Here is a 17,561-nt window from a genome sequence, read left to right as displayed (position 1 = left end):
GTCGGCGTGGGGAGCGTGTGTGGTCACTTTGGACCGGCTCGTCAATGTGCTGGGCGGCTACGGCGTGGCGCTGCGGGCGTCCTCGGTGCCGCGCTCCACCGAACTGCGCAGCGTGGCGCTGCGCGAGGAGCGCGACGTGGTCGGCGACGTCCTGCTGGCGGTCGGCGCGGATTCGGTGGCGACAGCGCTGGCGTGGGCGCGCGCGGCGCACGCGGTGGTGGTGCTGGTGCGGGCCGATACCGCGGATGTCGACGGCGCGGCCGTGCCGGGACCGGTCGCCGTCCTGGCCGTCGACCCCGACGTGTCGTGGAGCGAATTGGCCGCGGTGGTCTTCGGGTTGGTGCTCGAGGGCCGCGAGACCGAGTCCGGTCGCGGCCCCACCGATCTGTTCGCCCTGGCCGACAGCCTGGCCGACGCGATCGGCGGTGCGGTGACGATCGAGGACCGGCACTGGCGGGTGCTGGCCTATTCGCGGATGCAGGGGCACACCGACAGCGCCAGGGTCGAGACCATCCTGGGCAGGCAGGCGCCCGACCGGCTGCGCGCGCTGTTCACCGAACGCGGTGTGGCCAAACACCTGGCCGCCTCCGACGAGCCGATGTTCATCGCCCCTGCCCCCGAAGAAGGTCTGGCCGGGCGGATGGTGATCGCCGCCCGCGCCGGCCGCGAGCTGCTCGGGTCGGTGTGGGTGGCGTGTGCGCAGGAGTTGCGGGGTGCGCAGTTGCGGGCGCTGGCCGACGGCGCCCGCATGGTGGCGCTGCACCTGTTGCGCTCGCGAGCCAGCGCCGATCTCGAGCGACAGGTCGAGTCGGATCTGGTGATCGGGTTGCTCGACGGCACGGTCGACGCCCCGACGGTGGTCAGCAAGCTGGCGCTGCCGCCGGCGGGGCTGCGGGTCATCGCGCTGCGCGCCCGCCTCGGCGAGGAACGCCACGCCGCACTGCTGCTGGCCTTCGAACGCGCGACGATGGGCTTCGGATGGTCGCGCCCGGGACGCAGCACGTTGTCGGACACCACCGTCTACACGGTGCTACCGAGCGAACCCGCCGACAGCGCCCGCCGCTGGGTCGGCAGTCTGCGCGCGGCGCTCCCCGACCGCGCCACCGTCTTCGCCGGGATCAGCAGCACCGCAACGGTTCTGGAGCTTCGCACCGCACGGGACGAGGCCGACGAATGTCTGGCCCTGCACGAGCTGCAGGGCGGCGCCGGGGATGCCCCGGCCTACGACGAATCCTGGGACGACATCGTGCTGCGGCGGCTGCGGATCGCCGCCCGCGTCGGCCGCACCCCGCAGCGCGGGCCGGTCGCCGACCTGCGGCGCCACGACGGACACCACGCGACGCGCTACGTCGACACCCTGCGCGCGTGGCTGGCCGCGCAGGGCGACCTGCACGAGGCGGCCGAGCGCCTGGGCGTGCACGAGAACACGGTCCGTTACCGGCTACGCAAGATGGCCGAGGTGACCGACCTCGACCTGACCGATGCGCGCAAGCGGCTGGCCATGACCGTCGAGCTCGCCGCCACCGACGACGACGGTTTCACGTTGTCCGAAGCCGACAAATCGTCGTAGCCGCGTTGTCCTGAGCGGGCAACCGCCGCCGCCGGTCCGCTGGACATCATCGGTGGGACAGTGCTGTCTCAGTGGAGGTGACGTGATGTTCGGCGGCGACGGATTCGACGGCGGGCCCCGATCGGTGATCGTGGTGGGTGCCGGCATCGTCGGCCTGTCCACCGCGTGGTTCCTGCAGGAACGCGGCATCGAGGTGACGGTGGTCGACCGCGGCGGGGTCGCGGCCGGCGCGTCGTGGGGGAACGCCGGATGGGTGTCTCCGGCGCTGACCATTCCGCTCAACCACCCGTCGGTGCTCGGCTACGGCCTGCGGTCGCTGGCCGACCCGGCCGCTCCGCTGCACGTACCGGCCCGCGCCGACGTCCGGCTGTGGTCGTTCCTCACCCGCTTCGCCGCCAACTGCCGCCGCTCGTCGTGGAACCGCGCGGTCACCGCGAACCTGCCCTTCAACGCCGAATGCCTCGAAGCGTTCGACGTCCTCACCGCCAACGGCGTCGACGTCCCCACCACCGACGGCCCGATCACCGCGCTGTTCACCTCGGATCGCCACGCCGCCCACCTTGTCGACGAACTCCGCGGTCTGCGCGACGCGGGACAGGACGTCGCCTACCGCCGTCTCACCCGCGCCGAACTCGGCGAGCAGGTGCCGCTGGCCTCGAATGCGGTGGGCGTCGGTATCAGCGTCGAGAACCAGCGGTTCGTCGATCCGGGCCGGTTCACCCACGCACTGGCCCGCGCCGTGGTGTCGCGCGGCGCCACGATCAGCCCGGTCGACGTCGTCGACGTGCTGCCCGACCGCGAGGGTGTGCGGATCCATCCCCGCACCGGCACACCGCTGACCGCCGACGCCGCGGTGATCGCGACGGGCGCCTGGCTGTCCTCGCTCGCCGGCCGCTGGGTGCGCACCCCGGTGCGCGCCGGCCGGGGCTACTCGTTCACGGTGCCCGTGGACCGGCCGATCCCCGGCCCGGTCTACCTGCCCGAGGTGAGGGTGGCGTGCACGCCGTACCAGGGCGCCCTGCGCGTCGCCGGCACCATGGAGTTCCGCGGCCCGGACGAACCGCTCATCCCGGCCCGTGTCGAGGCGATCGTGGCGTCGGCCGCGCCGATGTTCGACGGAGTGCGGTGGGCAGAGCGCACCCACGAGTGGGTGGGCCCCCGCCCGGTCACCCCCGACGGCCGCCCGCTCATCGGGGCGGTGGCACCCGGCGTCTACGTCGCCGGCGGCCACGGCATGTGGGGGCTCGCCCACGGGCCGGTCACCGGCCGGCTGCTGGCCGAGCACATCACCACCGGCAAACAGCCCGAGGCCCTGCGGGCCGTCGACCCGCTGCGCTGACCGCAAGCCCGCATCGAGTCGTCAGGGGCGGAGCCGTCGACCCGCCCCTGACGACGATCTCTCACCTGGACGAGGAGTACGAATATGACCACCGCTCAACGATTCTGGATGACACCGGTCGCCTACGCGCGGCTGCAGGACGAGCTGACGGAGCTGCGGACTCTGCTCGCCACCGAAGCCGCCGACGACAGCCAGGAGAACACCGTCGCGGTGCAGCGCGCCCGTCAGACGCGAATCCAGCAGATCCACGATCTGCTGCTGCACGCCGTGGTCGGTGAGGATCCGCCCGACGACGGGATCGCCGAACCGGGCATGGTGCTGACGGTCCGGTTCGACGAGACCGGCGACGAGGAGACGTTCCTACTCGGTGTCCGCGGCGCGGAGTACGGCGATCTGGAGGTCTATTCGGTGAACTCGCCGCTGGGTGAGGCGCTGATCGGGGCCCGCCCGGGCGATCGGCGCACCTACGCGGTGCCCAGTGGTGCGTCGGTCCCGGTCACTTTGCTCAAGGCGGTGCCGTATGGAATGCACCGGCCCCGCGACTAATTCGGCGGGTCGTCACTCCAGGGCCGGCCGGGCGGGCGCGGTGCGTGCAGGTCGAACCGCACGCCGACCATCCTGATCGCGAAGCACACCGCCGCAGCCCCGAGTGCCGCCACGGTGCCCTGCTGTCCGGCGGCCTCGGCGGCGGCAGCGCAGCCGGCGCCGATCAGCGCCGGGATGGCGTAGAGCTCGCTGCGCAGGACGGTGGGGATCCGGCCGATCATCATGTCGCGGATCGTTCCGCCGCCGACCGCGGTGATGGTGCCGACGATCATCGCCTGCAGCACACCGAATCCCATCTCCAGCGCCTTGAACGCACTGAGGACCGCGAACACGCTCAGACCGACCGCGTCGAGGACGGTGATCGGCATGGCGAGCCGGTCGAGCCTGCGGCTCAGCGCGAACGCGATGAGCCCTCCGGTCGCCGCGAGCGCGAGGTAGCGCCAGTCCAGGAACGTCGCCGGTGGCAGGTCGTCGAGCAGGATGTCGCGGATCGTGCCACCGCCGAGGCCGGTGAACATGCCGAGCGTGACCACCCCGAAGATGTCGAGCCGCTCAGCCCGGACCGCAGTCAGCGCACCGTTCAGCGCGAACGCGAAGGTCCCGGCGAAGTCGAGCGCCAGCAGCAGCGGCGATGGGGTCGACATGGGACGAGGTATACCCCACCGCGGGTCGAGCGCGACCACCCCGCTCGCGTCGCTCACCGACTCCTGGTGTCACCTGCTGACGCCGTGAGGACGGGCTCGGGCAACGCGTCGACCTCGTCGGCGAACGGCACGTGTCCGCGGGTGAGCGTGAACAGCGACAGCGCCGCCAGCGTCGCCGCGCCGAACATCACCACCGCCATCGGCAGGGCGCTGCCCTCCCCGAGCAGGCCGACCAGAGGCGGGGTGACCGCACCCATGCCGTACTGCAGGAAGCCCAGAACCGCTGAACCCGTCCCCGCTGCATGGGGCACCTCCGACAGCGCCAAGGCGGTGGCGTTGGCGTAGACGAATCCGATGCTGCCCATGAAACAGGCCATCAAAGCGATGGTGGCCCAAGGGGTCACGTGTCCGACGGTGACGTTGAGCACCATCAGCGTGGTGGCCACCAGCAGTGCGGTGACACCGCCCATGAGTACACGGCGTGGCGCGATGGTCCGCACCAGGCGCGCGGAGATGAGACTGCCCGCGCCGATTGCCAGGGCGCACGATCCGAACGTCACCGAATACGCCGCGGGTGAGAATCCGAGGATGTTCTGCACGACGAACGGCGAGGCCGCGATGTAGCCGAACATCCCGGCAGCGGCGAAAGCCATGACCAGGGTGTAGCCGAGGTAGTAGCGGTTGCTCAGCACCCCGCGCGCGCTGGCGCCCAGTGCCTTGAGCCCTCCGGGCCGCCGACGCTCTTCGGGCAGGGATTCCTTGACGGCCAGCACCACACCCAGCAGCGTCAGCACATTGAGAACGGCCAGCGCGAAGAACACCGCGCGCCAACCCGATCCGGTGACGATGACGCCGCCGAGGATCGGGGCAGTGATGGGTGCCAGGACGCCGATCAGCATCATCACCGCGAACAGCCGTGCCGCCCGGGACCCGCGCGAGCGGTCGGCGATCACGGCGCGGGAGATCACCACACCCGCCGCGCCGCAGAACCCCTGCGCGAATCGCAGCGCGATCAGCAGCGCGATGGACGGAGCCAGGGCGCACGCCACACTGACGGCGACGCAGGCGACGGTGCCGATGATGAGCGGGCGTCGCCGGCCGTAGCGGTCGGAGAGCGTCCCGATGATCAGCTGCCCCACGGCCAGCCCGACGAGGAACGTGGTCAGTGACAGCTGGATCGTCGACGGTGAGGTGCTGAAGTCGGCCGCCATCTCCGGAAACGCCGACAGGTACATGTCGATGGAGAACGGGGTCACCGCGTTGAGCAGTGCGAGGACGGCGATGAGCACCGCCGACGGCGGCGATGCGACCGCCGCGACCTTCTGAGGCATGGACTTCCTTCCGGCGTGCACGGCAGACGACCCGGCACTTGATTATAAAATCATACGTATTTCAAGATATGTGTGTCAAAATATGAATATGGCTGAAGTCGGCGCGCCTGCCGCGCTACACCGCGAACTGGCGCTCGCGCTGCACGACCTGTCCTGGCGGCTCGCCCGGCTCGGGGCGGCGCAGGTGGGACTCGAACCGCTGCCGGCCTCCGAAGTCGCGGTACTGCGCGCGGTCATCGACGAACCCGGCCGCAGCGTGTCGGAAGTCGCCGGGGTCACGAACATGCAGTCGAGCAATGTCAGCACGGCGGTGCGCGCGCTGATGGACCGAGGACTCATCGACAAGCGGGCCGACCCGCGTGACCGGCGGGTGTCGCTGCTGGAGCCGACGGCTCGCGCGCTCGCCGAACGCGAGGCGATCGAGGACGCGATCGCGGGTTCGGTGTCCGCGGCGCTCGCGGAATTGCCCGCGGCAACGGTCGATGCGCTCGTGGCGGCGATTCCGGCCATGCGGGAGTTGACCATTCAGGTCGCGAAGACCATGCCCGGGCGGGTCGGCACGGCGCAGCGGGGCGCCTGACCCCTAGGCGGGCGCGCGGTCGGCGAACGACTCGATGATCGCGTCCACCGGCGACCGCCACGAGAGACCGAAGTCCGCCCGTGTGGCCGAATCGTCGGTCGGGGTGGCCGCGGTGAGGAGCAGCGCCGCCTCGTAGGTCAGCCCGTCGCCGAGCGGGACGACGCCGGCCAGCGTGTCGCCGATTCTGCTGATGCCGCGGAATACGCCAGGGCTCAGCGGGATTCGCCGGAAGCGCCGACCGGACCCCCGCTCGAGGGCGTCGATCATTCCGTCGAAGGTCACGAGCTCCCCGCCGCAGACGTAGCGCCGCGGCCCGCGACCGGGCTTCATCGCCGCGGCGTGGACCGCCGCGACGTCGCGGACATCGATCATCTGCATGCCGCCGCGCAGCCTGGGCGCCACCCCGAACCGCACGAGCGGCGCCCACCCGCGTTCGGTGACACCTGGTGCGGTGTGGAACGCCGGCCCCACGACGCTCGACGGGTAGGTGACGACGACGGGCGCGCCCTGATCCTGCAGGCGCCGGGCGACGCGGTCGGCGTACCCCTTCGTCTTGGCGTATGCGCTGCGGCCCGCCGACGTCGGGGTGTCCGGCCCGATGATCCCGTCCGGCGGCGGGAACAACGCGCTGTAGCTGCTCACGGACACGACGGGGTCGAGACCGGCGCGCACCGCCTGGGTGAGCAGCGCCTCGGTCGCGTATGCGTTGACCTCCCACATCAGCGCGCTGCGACGGTTGTCGGTGCCCACCACGCCCGCGCCGTGCAGGACACTGTCACACCCGTCGAGAAGGTGGGAGATCGTCGTCGCGTCGCGGATGTCACCGGAGAGCACCTCGACGCCACCGAGTCCGGCCAGACGGTCGAGCACCGGCGCCCCCTCGGCATCGGGCCCGACCAGCAGCCGAACCCCGTGGCCGTCCGCCAGCAGGGCTCGTACGCAATGCGCTCCCACGTATCCGGTTCCTCCGGTGACGCCGATCAGCATCGGTTCTCCTCACTGTCGACCGGTTACGGTACCAGTGGCATCGATTAGGGGTCGTTTCGTTACGCCCGTGGCTGGCAACCCTGCGGGGGCAGCGTGCCGGTACCCAGCCCGCTCGCGGGTCGCCCTGACGGCCGGAGCCGGTATTCGGCGCGATGCGCCGACAGAAAGGGAACACCATGGCGCTCGACGACGACGACATCACCACCACTCCGGGCGGCGGCGAGGGAACCGCTGACGGCGGCTCGAACCCGGAGGGCCACGACGGCGGGGCCGACGGAACCGCGAACACCGGTGAAGGCACCGCTGACGGCGGCTCCAACCCCGAAGGCCACGACGGCGGGGCCGACGGAACCGCGTGACCCAGTGAGATGCTGAGCCGCTGCATCGCCACCGACCCGGGCACATTCGCCACTGAATACTGGGGTCGCCGACCGCTGCTCAGCCGTTCCGGCGCGCTACCCCGCGACTTCGCCGACCTGCTCTCGCCCGCGATGGTCGACGAGCTGATAGCCGAACGCGGGGTACGCGCGCCGTTCATCCGACTGGCCAAAGAGGGTGACGTCCTGGCCAAGGACTGCTATCTGGGGCCGGCCGGTTTCGGTGCGGAGATGCCCGACCAGGTCGACTCCGCCAAGGTGCTCGAACAGTTCGCCGCCGGCGCGACGATCGTGCTGCAGGGTCTGCACCGACTGTGGCCGCCGGTGATCGACTTCGTCCACCGCATGGTCGACGACCTCGGCCACCCGGTACAGGCGAACGCCTATGTCACCCCGCCCAGTAACCGGGGGTTCGACCCGCACTACGACGTCCACGACGTGTTCGTGCTGCAGACGGCCGGCCAGAAGCGCTGGGTCGTCCACGAACCGGTGCACACCCACCCGCTGCCCTCGCAGCCGTGGACGCAGCACCGGGCAGCCGTCACCGACCGCGCCGGGGGCGAACCGGTGATCGACACCGTGCTGTCGGCGGGCGATGCGCTGTATCTCCCGCGCGGATGGGTGCATTCGGCGCAGGCGCTGGACACCACCTCGGTCCACCTCACCGTCGGGGTGTCCGCGGTGACGGGCGTGGACGTGGCGCGTGCGGTGGTCGATGCGCTGGCCGACAACGCCACGTTTCGGGCATCGTTGCCGATGGGCGGCGATCCGGCCGATCAGGATGAGATCATCGCGACGGTGAGCAAGGTGATGGCGCAGCTCGTCGAAACCCTGCGCGACGACGCGACCGCGCTCAGCGGTGCCGCCGCGCGGCAGTTGACGCGCAGGCACGCCGAGCGGACCCGCCCGGTGGCGGTGCGGCCGTTGGCGATTCTGGACGCGGCCGCGCACTCGGACACCACGCCGGTGCGGTGGCGCCACGGCCTCGTCGCGGCGGTGGACACCGCCGGTGACGGCATCACGCTGCGGCTCCCCGACCGGGTCATCACCTTCCCGGGCTCGTGTGGGCCGGCGCTGCTGGCCCTGCACCGGGGCCTGACGGCCGACGCGGGCAGCCTGCCCGGCCTCGACCGGGCAGACGGGACGGTGCTGATCCGCAGGCTGCTACGGGAGGCCGTGGTGGTCCCCGTGACGCCCGCGCAGGCATGAACATCCTGAAGCGCATCCCGTGCAGTGACCAGTCGCTGCGCCGCGACGATCCGATGTACGGCACCGCGGGCGCGGGCACGTCCTGGGTGCTGCTCGAATTGTCCGGCGGCTGGGGGCCTTCGGCGTTCCTGCAGTCGCCCGCGGTGATCGATCCCGACCTCGGCCGCGCGATCGTGCGCCGCGTCGAGGCGGCCGGGATGCGCATCGCCGCCATCCGCCGCCACGGCCGCCGATCGGCCGCCCCGCGGTGGCGGTGGTTCGTGGCCCGCTCCACTCTCGGCGACGAGGCGCTCTACGCCGGTGAGGTCGACGGTCCGCAGGGGTATCTCGACCTCGCGTTGGACGGATCCGACGGCGTCGTTTCCCCCGACCCGGTCGTCGCCGTCTGCGCGCACGGCAGGCACGACCAGTGCTGTGCGGTGCGGGGCCGCGGGGCCATCGCCGCGATCACCGCCGCATACCCCGACATTGCCTGGGAATGCTCACATCTCGGCGGCGACCGGTTCGCGGCCACCATGCTGGTCCTGCCCGAGGGGCTGTGCTACGGCCGGGTCGATTCGGCCGATCCCGTGGAGCTGGTGCGGATGTACCTCGACGGACGGTTGGACAACCGGTTCCTGCGCGGCCGCACCTCGCTGCCGCACGCGGTCCAGGCCGCACAGTATTTCGCCCGTGAGAAGTACGGAGACGACCGCATCGCCGGTCTGGCGCCGCTGTCGGTCGAGCGCGGCGACAACAGCCACCGCGTCGTGCTCAGCGGTGAGCACGGTCCGGTCGAGGTGATCCTCGAGGAGGGCTGGTCGGAACCGCTGCTGTCGCAGTGCCACGCGAAAGTGCCTGGGCGCGTTCGGATCTTCACACTGGTGTCGATGACGCCGGGGTGACGGCCAGACGTCGAAGATCAGCAGAGCGCTCGTCGCGGTGGCCACCAGCGCGCCGGAGCCGTCGGCGGTCGGTCAGTGCTGACCGGAGACGTCCGCGCGCGCGACACCGGGTGCGCCCACGGGGGTGTATGCGAGCGGTTCGAACGCTTCCCGGTTCGCGATGAGGAAGTCGCGCAGCGTCACCGGTTCCCGACCGATCAGTGTCCGCAGTGTCGCGGCGTCGGCCGGTAGCGCGGTGCCGCTGCGCACGATCGCCTCGCCCACCGCCGGGATGTGTTGGGCCATCGCGGTGTTGACGACGCGCCCGCCGTCCAGATCGGCCAGCTCCGTCAGCTCGCGCTGCCACTGCTCGCGGGTGACAGGATGGAACCCGACGGGCGTGCCCAGCACCTCGGACAGAAGTGCGGCGATGTCGGCGTGGGTGAATTGCTCGGATCCCAGCGGGTACGTCACCCGCCCGGCGAAGCGTTCCGGGTGAAGCAGTGCCGCGAGACCCAGCTCGGCGGCGTCGCGGCCGCTGATCCACCCGACGGCACCGGAGCCGAAAGAGTTCCGGAAGAGCCCCTCCCTGCCGATCGACGGCGCGTGCAGTACCAGGAGGTTCTGGTGGAAGAGCGCGGCGATCCGCAGGATCACGAGATCCAGGCCGGCCCAGTCCATCACCTGTTCGGCCATCCACTGGGCGCGACCCAGGTCGCTCGGATGGTCCGGGTTCGCCGGTCCCATCGACATCACGACGGTGCGCGGGTTACGCCCGACGTCACGCACCGCCGACGCGTAGTTCGCCGCGGCGGACACCACTCCGTCGGCGATCGGGTAGGTGAAGTAGACCAGATCCACCTCGGCGAGGGCGGGCACGAGGGTGCGGCGGTCGTGGAGATCGCCCTGCACGATCTCGGCGCCCAGGGCGGCGAGGCGTTCGGTGCGGTCGCCCAGCGTGCGGGCCAGCACACGGACCGCCCTGCCCTCCTCATGCAGCCTCCTCACCACGTGCTCACCGGTGTTTCCATGTCGTCCGGTGGCTCCGATCACCAAGATCGGGTTGCCCGGCGTTGTCTCGGTCATGTTCCTCCTCGCAGCGGCCGTACGCCGACGTCGTTGTCGCTCAGGCGAATCGAGAGCGACTCACCGGTCGGTGATCGGTGACGGTACTCCGATCTCGCCACTATGTAAACCGATCTGTGTACTTAACACTGGTTGACAAGCCGCCACATTGACCATGAAGTAGACAGGTCGGTATCCTGCTAGAGGTGAGCACAGGGCCGGTGAGCCGCCGCGGCCGTGGAGCGCGTGAACGGATCACCCGCGCCGCCGCGACGCTCTTCTACCGCCGAGGCATCCACGCCACCGGGGTCGACCTGCTGATCCACGAGGCGCAGGTCTCCAAACGCACCTTCTATCAACACTTCTCGAGCAAGACCGAACTCGTCGAGACCTATCTCCGCAATATCGAGGAGAGCGGCGGTTCGCCCTTGGAACGGCGCCTCGATCTCGCAGACCTCGCGCCGCGTGAGCGGATGCTCGCGATCTTCGACGTCTCGGCCATCACGCGATTCCGCGGGTGCCCGTTCCACAACGCGGCGGTTGAATCCGCCGGTGAACTCGACGGCGTCGACGAGATCGTCCGGGAACACAAGCGGTGGTTCGCCGACCGCCTGGCCCGCGTCGCCACCGAGGCCGGTGCCCGCGATCCGTACCTGCTCGCCCAACAGGTGCTCGTCGTCTTCGAGGGCGCCACCGCATTGGCCACGTCGGTGGGCGACACCGGGCCCATCGTCCACGCCCGCTCGGCGGCGGCCCAGCTGATCGACAGCGCCTGTCAGGCTGCGTGAGTCAGCGGCCGCCGACCGGCGCCGGAACCTCCCACGCGCTGCCCTGCTCGCGGTCCAGGGCGGTGGTCCCCTTGTTCTTCAGCGCGAAGATGTAGACCAGCAGGCTGACCCCGATCACCACCGTCACATACACGATGAACAGGCCGACGCGATCGGCGGACTTGGCGCCCTGGTACAGCAGTGGAGCCGTACCGCCGAACGCCGAGTTCGCCAGCGCGTAACCGAGCCCCACGCCGAGCGCGCGCACCTCGGCGGGGAACAGTTCGGCCTTCACGATGGCGTTGACGGAGGTGTAGCCGGTCAGGATGACGTAGCCGACGGCGGTGAGCGCGAACGCCATCAGCGGCGAGGTGGTCTCGGGCAGGAACGTCAGCAGTACGTAGGTGTACATCAGGCCGCCGACTCCGAAGAACACCAGGAGCACCTTGCGGCCGACCTTGTCGCTGAGCAGCCCGCCGAGCGGTTGCAGCAGCATCAGGAAGATCAGCCCCAGCAGGTTGATCCAGGTGCCGGTCAGCGCCTGGTCGGATCCGAAGGTGGACTTGACGATCGCCGGCGCGTTGATGGTGTAGGTGTAGAACGCCACCGTGCCGCCCGCGGTGATGAGGAAGCAGAGCAGCAGGGCACGCCAGTGTGTGGTGAACAGAGCCTTCATCGACCCGGCTTCGGGGTCCTTGCCCTCCCGGATCGCCTCCAGGTGTGACTCGCTCAGCGATTCGTCCATCGAACGGCGCATCCACAGCACGACCAGTGCCGCGATACCGCCGATGAAGAAGCCGATCCGCCATCCCCACGCCGTCACCGCCTCCACGTCGAGGACGCTCAGCGCGATCAGCAGTGTGAACTGCGCCAGCACATGGCCGCCGACGAGGGTGACGTACTGGAACGACGACAGGAAGCCGCGCCTGCGCGGGGTGGCGGCTTCGGACATGTAGGTCGCCGACGTGCCGTACTCCCCGCCGGTGGCGAAGCCCTGCAGCAACCGGGCGAGAATCAGGATCACCGCCGCCCAATAACCGATGACCTCCCGCGTCGGCATGACCGCGACGACGAACGAGCACGACGACATCACGGTGATGCTCACCATCAGTGCGGCCTTGCGTCCGCGGCGGTCGGCGAACCGGCCGAAGAACCACGACCCGACCGGCCGCATCACGAACGTGACCGCGAAGATCGCGTAGATGTAGAGGGTCGAGTTCTCGTCGTCTTGATCGAAGAACTGCGCCTCGAAGTAGGTCGCGAACACCGTGTAGACGTAGACGTCGTACCACTCGACGAGGTTGCCCGCCGATCCCCTGATCGTGTTGAGGACGGCCCGCCGGGTGCTCGTCGGGGCGCGTGTCGGACCGGCCACGCTCAACGGCGTCTCCCCATCGCTCATCCCGGGACGATAACCCGTCCGCGGCGGCTCCCGCAGGGATCCGCCGTACGGTCACGGACGTGGGCAAAAAGCCCCGGCGTTCATTCGCCTGACGCGGTGGCGACGCGGGCGCGCCAATTCCGCGGTGGCGTCACGCAACCGGCCGGATATTGCCCTGTGGCACCGCCAATCTCGGCAAACAAGCCACGGCCGTCCTCACCGTGTCCGAGAATCGCACCTGACTCGCATCGGCCGTCGGTCGTGCGACGTCAGCCGACCGCCATCCGCGCCACGAGGGAGACCCGTGAGTACAGCAGCCGAGCGCGCAGCACAGTTGGATCTCGTCGCACGACTCGCGTCGGCCTATCCCGAACTCCCCGACGCACCGACACCCGATCTGCTCGACCACGGCCGCATCACCGCCTATCTCAAACCGGTGCACGACGTCGGCGGTGAACCCGACGCCCCGATGAAGTTCGAGAACAAGCAGTACGAGCAGTGGGAGGAAGCCACCTACGTCATGTGCGAAGTGCTGGCGTGGCGGGGTATCTGGCTGTCGGAGGAGCGGCGGCGCATCGGCAATGTCGACGTCGGCCGCGCGCAGTATCTGGGTCTGCCGTACTACGGTCGGTGGCTGCTGGCGGTCGCCCGGGTGCTGGTGGAGAAACACCACATCGGGCTCACCGAGCTGAGCGAGCGCATGGCGGAGGTCAAGGCGCGCTACGCCGACGGACTCGACGGCGGCAAACCGCAGGCGCAACCGAAGTTCGAGGGCGACGGTTCACAGGTCGCCCGCAACGAACACCACCGTCACGCGGTCGGCAAGGGCGATCCGCAGGTCTACGCCGGGCTGGCCGGTCAGCCGAAGTTCGCCGTGGGCGACGCGGTGCGGGTCCGCGAACTGCCCGTGCTGTTCTACACCCGCACCCCCGAGTACACCCGCGGCGCGACGGGGGTGATCGCGACCGTCGCCTACGAGAGCCCGGCCGCCGAGGACGAGACGTGGGACCGCAAGGACGCGACGCCGGAGTGGTTCTACGTCGTCCGGTTCAACCAGTCCGAGCTGTGGCACGGCTACACCGGCACCGCGACCGACACCCTGCAGACCGAACTGCCCGAGCGCTGGCTCGAAGCCGCCAACTGAACGCGACAGGACATCACCGTGAGCCACGACCACGACCACGACCGGACCGTCAAACCGATGGTCGACGAGATCACCGACTTCGAGGTGCTCGAGATCGCGTTGCGCGAACTCTGCATCGAGAAGGGCATTTTCACCGCTGAGGAACATCGCCACTTCACCGAGTTCGCCGAGCAGATCGGCCCCACCCCGGCCGCGCGTCTCGTGGCGCGGGCGTGGCTGGACCCGGATTTCAAGGAGCTGGCGCTGCGCGAGCCGATGACCGCCAGCAAGGAGGTCGGCGTCGACTGGATGGAACCGACCGGATTCGGCACCCCCAGCGACTTCACCGCCTTCGAGATCCTCGCCGACACACCGGCTCTGCACCACGTGATCGTGTGCGCGCTGTGCTCCTGCTATCCGCGTCCCATCCTCGGCAACTCACCCGAGTGGTACCGCACCCCCAACTACCGCAGGCGGCTGGTCCGCTGGCCGCGCCAGGTGCTCGCCGAGTTCGGGCTCTACCTGCCCGACGACGTCGAGGTCCGCGTACAGGACTCCAACCAGAAGCACCGCTTCATGGTGATGCCGATGCGTCCCGACGGCACCGACGGCTGGACCGAGGACCAGCTCGCCGAGATCGTCACGCGGGACTGCCTCATCGGGGTGGCCCTGCCCAAACCCGGTGTCACCACCAACGTCATCGTCGACACGCGCCCGGCCATCCACCCCATCGGCGACTGAGCCCGTGACCGACCAGCCCATCGAGACCCTGTCCCACATCGTGCAGCGCGGTCAGGTGTGGCCGCGGATGGCCGCCAAGTACGGCGTCGAGAACCCGGTGCCGCCGTGGAAGACCAGCCTCGACGGCCTCTGCGACGCACTGGACCACGGCGACTGCGCCGGGGCGAACGTCCCCACCTTCAAGGAGCGCCGCGACGAGGAGGACGCACTGTCCGCCACGCTCTACGCCGACCTGCCCTACCCGGAGAACCAGCTGGTCTCGCTGGCGCACTCGCTGCTCGTCCGTGGCGTCATCGACGAGGCCGAACTGCGGCAGCGACTGGACAGCATCCGCGCCCGGCTCGAAGCCTCCTGAGACGCGCGGGAGGGGGTCAGGCAGGCTGGAGCACTGTGCTGGTAACCCACCATCCCGCCCGATGACCGTCCCGCTGCTCGACGACCCCAGTGACCTGTCGCCCCTGCGCGCGCAGGGCGCCGACCCCGACGAGCTCTTCGCATCCTTCGCCGCGTGGGCCGAGGCGGCCGGGACCGCGCTGTACCCGGCGCAGGAGGAGGCGCTGATCGAGCTGGTCAGCGGCGCGAACGTCATCCTGGCGACGCCCACCGGTTCCGGGAAGTCCCTGGTGGCGACCGGCGCGCAGTATGCGGCGCTGGCGGCCGGTCGGCGCAGCTACTACACCGCACCGATCAAGGCGCTGGTCAGCGAGAAGTTCTTCGCGCTGTGCGGGCTGTTCGGCGCGGAGAACGTCGGCATGCTCACCGGCGACGCGGCGGTCAACTCCACGGCGCCGATCATCGCCTGCACCGCCGAGGTGCTCGCCAACATCGCGCTGCGCGAAGGCGCCGAGTGCGACGCCGGGCTGGTGGTGATGGACGAGTTCCACTTCTACGGCGACCCCGACCGCGGCTGGGCCTGGCAGGTGCCGCTGCTCGAACTGCCGCGCGCGCAGTTCCTGCTGATGTCGGCGACGCTCGGCGACGTGACGTTCCTGCGCGAGGACCTCACCCGGCGCACCGGCAGGCCGACGGCGCTGGTCGCCCACGCCGAACGCCCCGTCCCGCTGTTCTACTCGTATGCGACCACCCCGATGCACGAGACGATCGCCGACCTGCTCGAGACGAAGCAGTCGCCGATCTACGTCGTCCACTTCACGCAGGCCTCCGCGCTGGAGCGCGCGCAGGCGCTGATGAGCATCAACGTGAGCACCAAGGCGGAGAAGGCGGCGATCGCCGAACATATTGGCAGCTTCCGTTTTTCTACGGCCTTTGGCACCACCCTGTCGCGTCTGGTCCGCCACGGCATCGGCGTCCATCACGCCGGCATGCTGCCCAAGTACCGGCGCCTCGTCGAACAGCTCGCCCAAGCCGGGCTGCTCAAGGTCATCTGCGGCACCGACACCCTCGGCGTCGGCATCAACGTGCCCATCCGCACCGTGGTGTTCTCCGCCCTGTCGAAGTACGACGGCACCCGCACCCGGCTGCTCAATGCCCGCGAGTTCCACCAGATCGCCGGGCGGGCCGGCCGCGCCGGGTACGACACCGCGGGCACCGTCGTCGTGCAGGCACCCGACCACGAGGTCGAGAACCTCAAACAGTTCGCCAAGGTCGCCGACGATCCGAAGAAACGCCGGAAGCTGGTGCGCCGCAAGGTCCCCGAGGGCATGGTGCCGTGGAGCGAGTCGACCATGACCCGCCTCGTCGACGCCGTGCCGGAGCCGTTGCACAGCAACATGCGGGTGTCGACGGCGATGATCCTGGATGTCGTCGCCAGGGCGAGCGAAGCGACGGGGGAAAAATTCAGACCCGGCGACCCGTTCGAGGCCATGCGCCGCCTGCTCACCGACAATCACGAACCGCGCAAACGCCAGCTGCAGCTCATCCGCGAGGCGGTCGGCATCGCCCGCTCGCTGTTGCAGGCCGGGATCATCGAGCGGGTCGACACCGCAGACGGCAGACGCTACCGGTTGACCGTCGACTTGCCGCGGGACTTCGCGCTCAACCAGCCGCTGTCCACGTTCGCGCTCGCGGCGATCGAGGTGCTCGACGTGTCGTCGGAAAGCTATGCGCTGGACGTGGTCTCGGTCATCGAGGCGACGCTGGAGGATCCGCGCCAGATCCTGGCCGCGCAGCTGAAGAAGGCCAGGGGCGAGGCCGTGGCCGCGATGAAGGCCGAGGGCATCGAGTACGACGAGCGGATCGAACTGCTCGACGATGTCACCTACCCCAAACCGCTCGAGGAACTGCTCGAGCACACCTACGAGGTGTACCTGCAGACCAACCCGTGGGCCGCGGACGGTCACCTGTCCCCGAAGTCCGTGGTGCGCGAGATGTGGGAGCGCGCGTTCACATTCCGCGAGTACGTCAGCGTCTACGGGCTCACCCGCTCCGAGGGTGCGGTGCTGCGCTACCTGTCCGACGCCTACAAGGCGCTGCGGTCCGGGGTGCCCGCCGCGGGGCGGACCGAGGAACTCACCGACATCGTCGAGTGGCTCGGAGAGCTTGTGCGGCAGGTCGATTCGAGCCTGCTCGACGAGTGGGAACAGCTGACCAGTCCGGACCAGCCACTCGACGAACCGGTGGCCGTACCCGCGCGCCCACGCCCGCTGACCGGCAACGAGCGCGCGTTCACCGCGATGGTCCGCAACGCGCTGTTCCGCCGGGTGGAATTGTTCGCCCGGCGCAACTGGGCCGGTCTCGGCGAGTTGGACGGCGGTTCCGGGTGGACGGCGCAGCGCTGGGCGGAGATCGGGGACGAGTACTTCTCCGAACACGACGACGTGGGCACCGGCGCCGACGCGCGCGGACCTGCGCTGCTCATCTTCGACCGGCAGCCCGGTGTGTGGCGGGTCCGCCAGATCCTCGACGACCCCGCCGGCGACCACGACTGGGGTTTCGAGGTGGAGGTGGATCTGGAGGCCTCCGACGAGGAGGGCGAGCCGGCCATCCAGCTGATCGAGGCGGGCCGGCTGGACTGACCGTTCCGCCGAGACTGCGGTGAGATCACGAGATCGGCGAAAACCATGATCTGTGAGCAGTTT

17 protein-coding genes are annotated in these 17,561 nt (G+C 69.9%); 12 read left to right on the top strand and 5 right to left on the bottom strand.

Going from position 1 to position 17,561, the window contains the following annotated elements; genetic code table 11:
• Window positions 1–19 precede the first annotated feature (19 nt).
• From G6N30_RS21665 to G6N30_RS21655, 3 genes are all read left to right on the top strand, one after another.
• Window positions 20–1,570 (top strand): PucR family transcriptional regulator, encoded by a 1,551-nt coding sequence (locus tag G6N30_RS21665; protein WP_134061108.1) that lies wholly within the window; start codon window positions 20–22, stop codon window positions 1,568–1,570.
• Between the two features lie 85 nt (window positions 1,571–1,655).
• Window positions 1,656–2,909 carry an NAD(P)/FAD-dependent oxidoreductase gene (locus G6N30_RS21660; RefSeq protein ID WP_134061109.1) on the top strand — a complete coding sequence of 418 codons (1,254 nt, stop codon included), beginning with the start codon at window positions 1,656–1,658 and terminating at the stop codon, window positions 2,907–2,909.
• An 84-nt stretch (window positions 2,910–2,993) separates the two neighbouring features.
• Window positions 2,994–3,455: a GreA/GreB family elongation factor gene (locus tag G6N30_RS21655; RefSeq protein WP_134061110.1), complete on the top strand. Its 462-nt coding sequence runs from the start codon at window positions 2,994–2,996 to the stop codon at window positions 3,453–3,455.
• On the opposite strand, the gene G6N30_RS21650 is transcribed toward G6N30_RS21655, so the two are convergent.
• A complete protein-coding gene (locus tag G6N30_RS21650; RefSeq protein WP_134061111.1) occupies window positions 3,452–4,099 on the bottom strand; it encodes a trimeric intracellular cation channel family protein in 648 nt (215 codons plus the stop codon). The genes G6N30_RS21655 and G6N30_RS21650 overlap by 4 nt on opposite strands.
• A gap of 53 nt (window positions 4,100–4,152) precedes the next feature.
• Window positions 4,153–5,430 carry a multidrug effflux MFS transporter gene (locus G6N30_RS21645; protein ID WP_134061112.1) on the bottom strand — a complete coding sequence of 426 codons (1,278 nt, stop codon included), beginning with the start codon at window positions 5,428–5,430 and terminating at the stop codon, window positions 4,153–4,155.
• Window positions 5,431–5,518: 88 nt separating this feature from the next.
• Here G6N30_RS21645 and G6N30_RS21640 point away from each other — a divergent pair, with 88 nt between their 5' ends.
• The gene (locus G6N30_RS21640; RefSeq protein ID WP_134061113.1) at window positions 5,519–6,010 is read left to right on the top strand and encodes a MarR family winged helix-turn-helix transcriptional regulator; all 492 of its coding nucleotides are present in this window, start codon (window positions 5,519–5,521) and stop codon (window positions 6,008–6,010) included.
• A 3-nt stretch (window positions 6,011–6,013) separates the two neighbouring features.
• On the opposite strand, the gene G6N30_RS21635 is transcribed toward G6N30_RS21640, so the two are convergent.
• Complete coding sequence (locus G6N30_RS21635; protein ID WP_134061114.1) at window positions 6,014–6,997, bottom strand: NAD-dependent epimerase/dehydratase family protein; 984 nt, start codon at window positions 6,995–6,997, stop codon at window positions 6,014–6,016.
• Between the two features lie 176 nt (window positions 6,998–7,173).
• Between G6N30_RS21635 and G6N30_RS21630 the strand changes: the two genes are divergently transcribed.
• Genes G6N30_RS21630 through G6N30_RS21620 form a run of 3 tightly spaced genes read left to right on the top strand, consistent with a single transcriptional unit; the run spans window position 7,174 to window position 9,467 of the window.
• Window positions 7,174–7,356, top strand: a complete 183-nt coding sequence (locus tag G6N30_RS21630; RefSeq protein WP_134061115.1) for a hypothetical protein — start codon at window positions 7,174–7,176, stop codon at window positions 7,354–7,356.
• Between the two features lie 9 nt (window positions 7,357–7,365).
• Window positions 7,366–8,583: a cupin domain-containing protein gene (locus G6N30_RS21625; RefSeq protein ID WP_134061116.1), complete on the top strand. Its 1,218-nt coding sequence runs from the start codon at window positions 7,366–7,368 to the stop codon at window positions 8,581–8,583.
• Window positions 8,580–9,467, top strand: a complete 888-nt coding sequence (locus tag G6N30_RS21620; RefSeq protein ID WP_134061117.1) for a ferredoxin family protein — start codon at window positions 8,580–8,582, stop codon at window positions 9,465–9,467. The genes G6N30_RS21625 and G6N30_RS21620 overlap by 4 nt, the downstream gene beginning before the upstream one ends.
• 72 nt (window positions 9,468–9,539) lie before the next feature.
• Here G6N30_RS21620 and G6N30_RS21615 read toward each other — a convergent pair whose 3' ends face one another.
• Window positions 9,540–10,532 (bottom strand): NmrA family NAD(P)-binding protein, encoded by a 993-nt coding sequence (locus G6N30_RS21615; protein WP_134061118.1) that lies wholly within the window; start codon window positions 10,530–10,532, stop codon window positions 9,540–9,542.
• A gap of 173 nt (window positions 10,533–10,705) precedes the next feature.
• On the opposite strand from G6N30_RS21615, the gene G6N30_RS21610 reads away from it, so the two are divergent.
• Complete coding sequence (locus G6N30_RS21610; protein WP_134061119.1) at window positions 10,706–11,299, top strand: TetR/AcrR family transcriptional regulator; 594 nt, start codon at window positions 10,706–10,708, stop codon at window positions 11,297–11,299.
• Between the two features lies 1 nt (window position 11,300).
• On the opposite strand, the gene G6N30_RS21605 is transcribed toward G6N30_RS21610, so the two are convergent.
• Complete coding sequence (locus G6N30_RS21605; RefSeq protein WP_134061120.1) at window positions 11,301–12,680, bottom strand: MFS transporter; 1,380 nt, start codon at window positions 12,678–12,680, stop codon at window positions 11,301–11,303.
• A gap of 283 nt (window positions 12,681–12,963) precedes the next feature.
• On the opposite strand from G6N30_RS21605, the gene G6N30_RS21600 reads away from it, so the two are divergent.
• The 4 genes from G6N30_RS21600 (at window position 12,964) to G6N30_RS21585 (ending at window position 17,498) form a co-directional block, all read left to right on the top strand.
• Window positions 12,964–13,803: a nitrile hydratase subunit beta gene (locus G6N30_RS21600; RefSeq protein WP_134061121.1), complete on the top strand. Its 840-nt coding sequence runs from the start codon at window positions 12,964–12,966 to the stop codon at window positions 13,801–13,803.
• Between the two features lie 57 nt (window positions 13,804–13,860).
• Window positions 13,861–14,523: a thiocyanate hydrolase subunit gamma gene (gene scnC, locus G6N30_RS21595; RefSeq protein ID WP_276027323.1), complete on the top strand. Its 663-nt coding sequence runs from the start codon at window positions 13,861–13,863 to the stop codon at window positions 14,521–14,523.
• Between the two features lie 67 nt (window positions 14,524–14,590).
• Window positions 14,591–14,878 (top strand): thiocyanate hydrolase, encoded by a 288-nt coding sequence (locus G6N30_RS21590; RefSeq protein ID WP_234880385.1) that lies wholly within the window; start codon window positions 14,591–14,593, stop codon window positions 14,876–14,878.
• Window positions 14,879–14,939: 61 nt separating this feature from the next.
• Window positions 14,940–17,498 (top strand): DEAD/DEAH box helicase, encoded by a 2,559-nt coding sequence (locus G6N30_RS21585; RefSeq protein WP_134061124.1) that lies wholly within the window; start codon window positions 14,940–14,942, stop codon window positions 17,496–17,498.
• Window positions 17,499–17,561: the final 63 nt, after the last annotated feature.

This window comes from Mycolicibacterium litorale, from assembly GCF_010731695.1.
Taxonomy (GTDB): Bacteria; Actinomycetota; Actinomycetes; order Mycobacteriales; family Mycobacteriaceae; genus Mycobacterium; species Mycobacterium litorale.
Note: the sequence above shows the minus strand (reverse complement) of the source record. Positions and strands in the feature narration are given on the sequence as shown.

What these genes read in the sequence shown, in the direction of transcription:
- G6N30_RS21660 (WP_134061109.1), top strand. Translation starts at nt 1,656, where the DNA reads ATGTTCGGCGGCGACGGATTCGACGGCGGGCCCCGATCGGTGATCGTG.
- G6N30_RS21655 (WP_134061110.1), top strand. Translation starts at nt 2,994, where the DNA reads ATGACCACCGCTCAACGATTCTGGATGACACCGGTCGCCTACGCGCGG.
- G6N30_RS21650 (WP_134061111.1), bottom strand. Translation starts at nt 4,099, where the DNA reads ATGTCGACCCCATCGCCGCTGCTGCTGGCGCTCGACTTCGCCGGGACC.
- G6N30_RS21645 (WP_134061112.1), bottom strand. Translation starts at nt 5,430, where the DNA reads ATGCCTCAGAAGGTCGCGGCGGTCGCATCGCCGCCGTCGGCGGTGCTC.
- G6N30_RS21640 (WP_134061113.1), top strand. Translation starts at nt 5,519, where the DNA reads ATGGCTGAAGTCGGCGCGCCTGCCGCGCTACACCGCGAACTGGCGCTC.
- G6N30_RS21635 (WP_134061114.1), bottom strand. Translation starts at nt 6,997, where the DNA reads ATGCTGATCGGCGTCACCGGAGGAACCGGATACGTGGGAGCGCATTGC.
- G6N30_RS21630 (WP_134061115.1), top strand. Translation starts at nt 7,174, where the DNA reads ATGGCGCTCGACGACGACGACATCACCACCACTCCGGGCGGCGGCGAG.
- G6N30_RS21625 (WP_134061116.1), top strand. Translation starts at nt 7,366, where the DNA reads ATGCTGAGCCGCTGCATCGCCACCGACCCGGGCACATTCGCCACTGAA.
- G6N30_RS21620 (WP_134061117.1), top strand. Translation starts at nt 8,580, where the DNA reads ATGAACATCCTGAAGCGCATCCCGTGCAGTGACCAGTCGCTGCGCCGC.
- G6N30_RS21615 (WP_134061118.1), bottom strand. Translation starts at nt 10,532, where the DNA reads ATGACCGAGACAACGCCGGGCAACCCGATCTTGGTGATCGGAGCCACC.
- G6N30_RS21605 (WP_134061120.1), bottom strand. Translation starts at nt 12,680, where the DNA reads ATGAGCGATGGGGAGACGCCGTTGAGCGTGGCCGGTCCGACACGCGCC.
- scnC (WP_276027323.1), top strand. Translation starts at nt 13,861, where the DNA reads ATGGTCGACGAGATCACCGACTTCGAGGTGCTCGAGATCGCGTTGCGC.
- G6N30_RS21590 (WP_234880385.1), top strand. Translation starts at nt 14,591, where the DNA reads ATGGCCGCCAAGTACGGCGTCGAGAACCCGGTGCCGCCGTGGAAGACC.
- G6N30_RS21585 (WP_134061124.1), top strand. Translation starts at nt 14,940, where the DNA reads ATGACCGTCCCGCTGCTCGACGACCCCAGTGACCTGTCGCCCCTGCGC.